This window comes from Corallococcus carmarthensis (genome assembly GCF_003611695.1).
In the GTDB taxonomy this organism is placed as follows: domain Bacteria; phylum Myxococcota; class Myxococcia; order Myxococcales; family Myxococcaceae; genus Corallococcus; species Corallococcus carmarthensis.
In genome coordinates this window covers 1-847 of the sequence record NZ_RAWE01000470.1, presented here as the reverse complement: position 1 = coordinate 847, position 847 = coordinate 1, and the positions used below count along the sequence as shown (strand labels likewise).

Genomic DNA, 847 nt, shown 5'->3' with positions numbered 1-847 from the left:
GCGGTGGACAGGGTGCCCTCCCAGGAGCGCCACTGGCCGGCCTTCACCAGGAACTCGCCCTTGCCGGTGACCTTCACGGTGGCGCCCAGCTCGGTGCCCTCCGGCTGGGGGGCGGGGGCGGCGGGAGCGTCGGCCATTTCGTCGGGGACCTCGATGGCGGTGCCTTCGGCGCCGGGCTGGCGCGGGCCCTTCTTGGCGCCGCCGGCGGGGACGGCGCGCGAGGCGCTGAGGGTGCCGCCGAACTGCTCCACGATGTCGTACTCGAGCGTGGCCACCTGCTCGCCGTTGTCGCCCGGGGTGACGGAGACGAGCTTCACGCGGTTGTGGCGCTCGCCGCCAGGGGCGCGGCGGAACTGGCCGCCCAGTGCGTCCGGCACGGTGAGCTCGGTGCCCAGGGACCACGTCTCGCCGGGGCGCACGGGGTCGCGCGGCAGCTCCAGCACGAGCGTGGCCAGGTTGCGCGCGGGGCCCTGGAGCCCGTCGATGATGAAGCCGCGGTCGCTGAAGGTGGCGTCCTCCGGCGCGCCGTTGTTGGGCGTCACGTGCAGCTGGCGCTCACCGGACTTATCCAGCTGGAGCACGTAGGTGTACTCGGTGGGGACGGCGGTGCTCGCGGTGGTGGCGGCCTTGGGGGCCGCGTCGGTGGAGTCGGCCTTGGCGCCCTTCTTCTTCTTGTCGGCCTTGGCGGGCTTCTCCGCCGGGGCGGACTCCGGGACGGGCGCGTTGCGGTCCAGCGCGAGGTTCAGGCGGAAGGAGACGGGGACGTCCTGGACGAGGTTCCAGCGCAGCACGACGGCGTCCTTGGGGACGGCGGGCGCGGCGGGGGCCGGGGCGGCCTCCTCGGGCG

Annotated in this window: 1 protein-coding gene; it reads right to left on the bottom strand. The window is 74.7% G+C overall.

Annotated elements, in window-relative coordinates; translation table 11 throughout:
* Positions 1 to 847 (bottom strand): hypothetical protein (locus D7X32_RS45890; protein WP_120608486.1); only part of this gene is annotated, 847 nt, incomplete at both ends.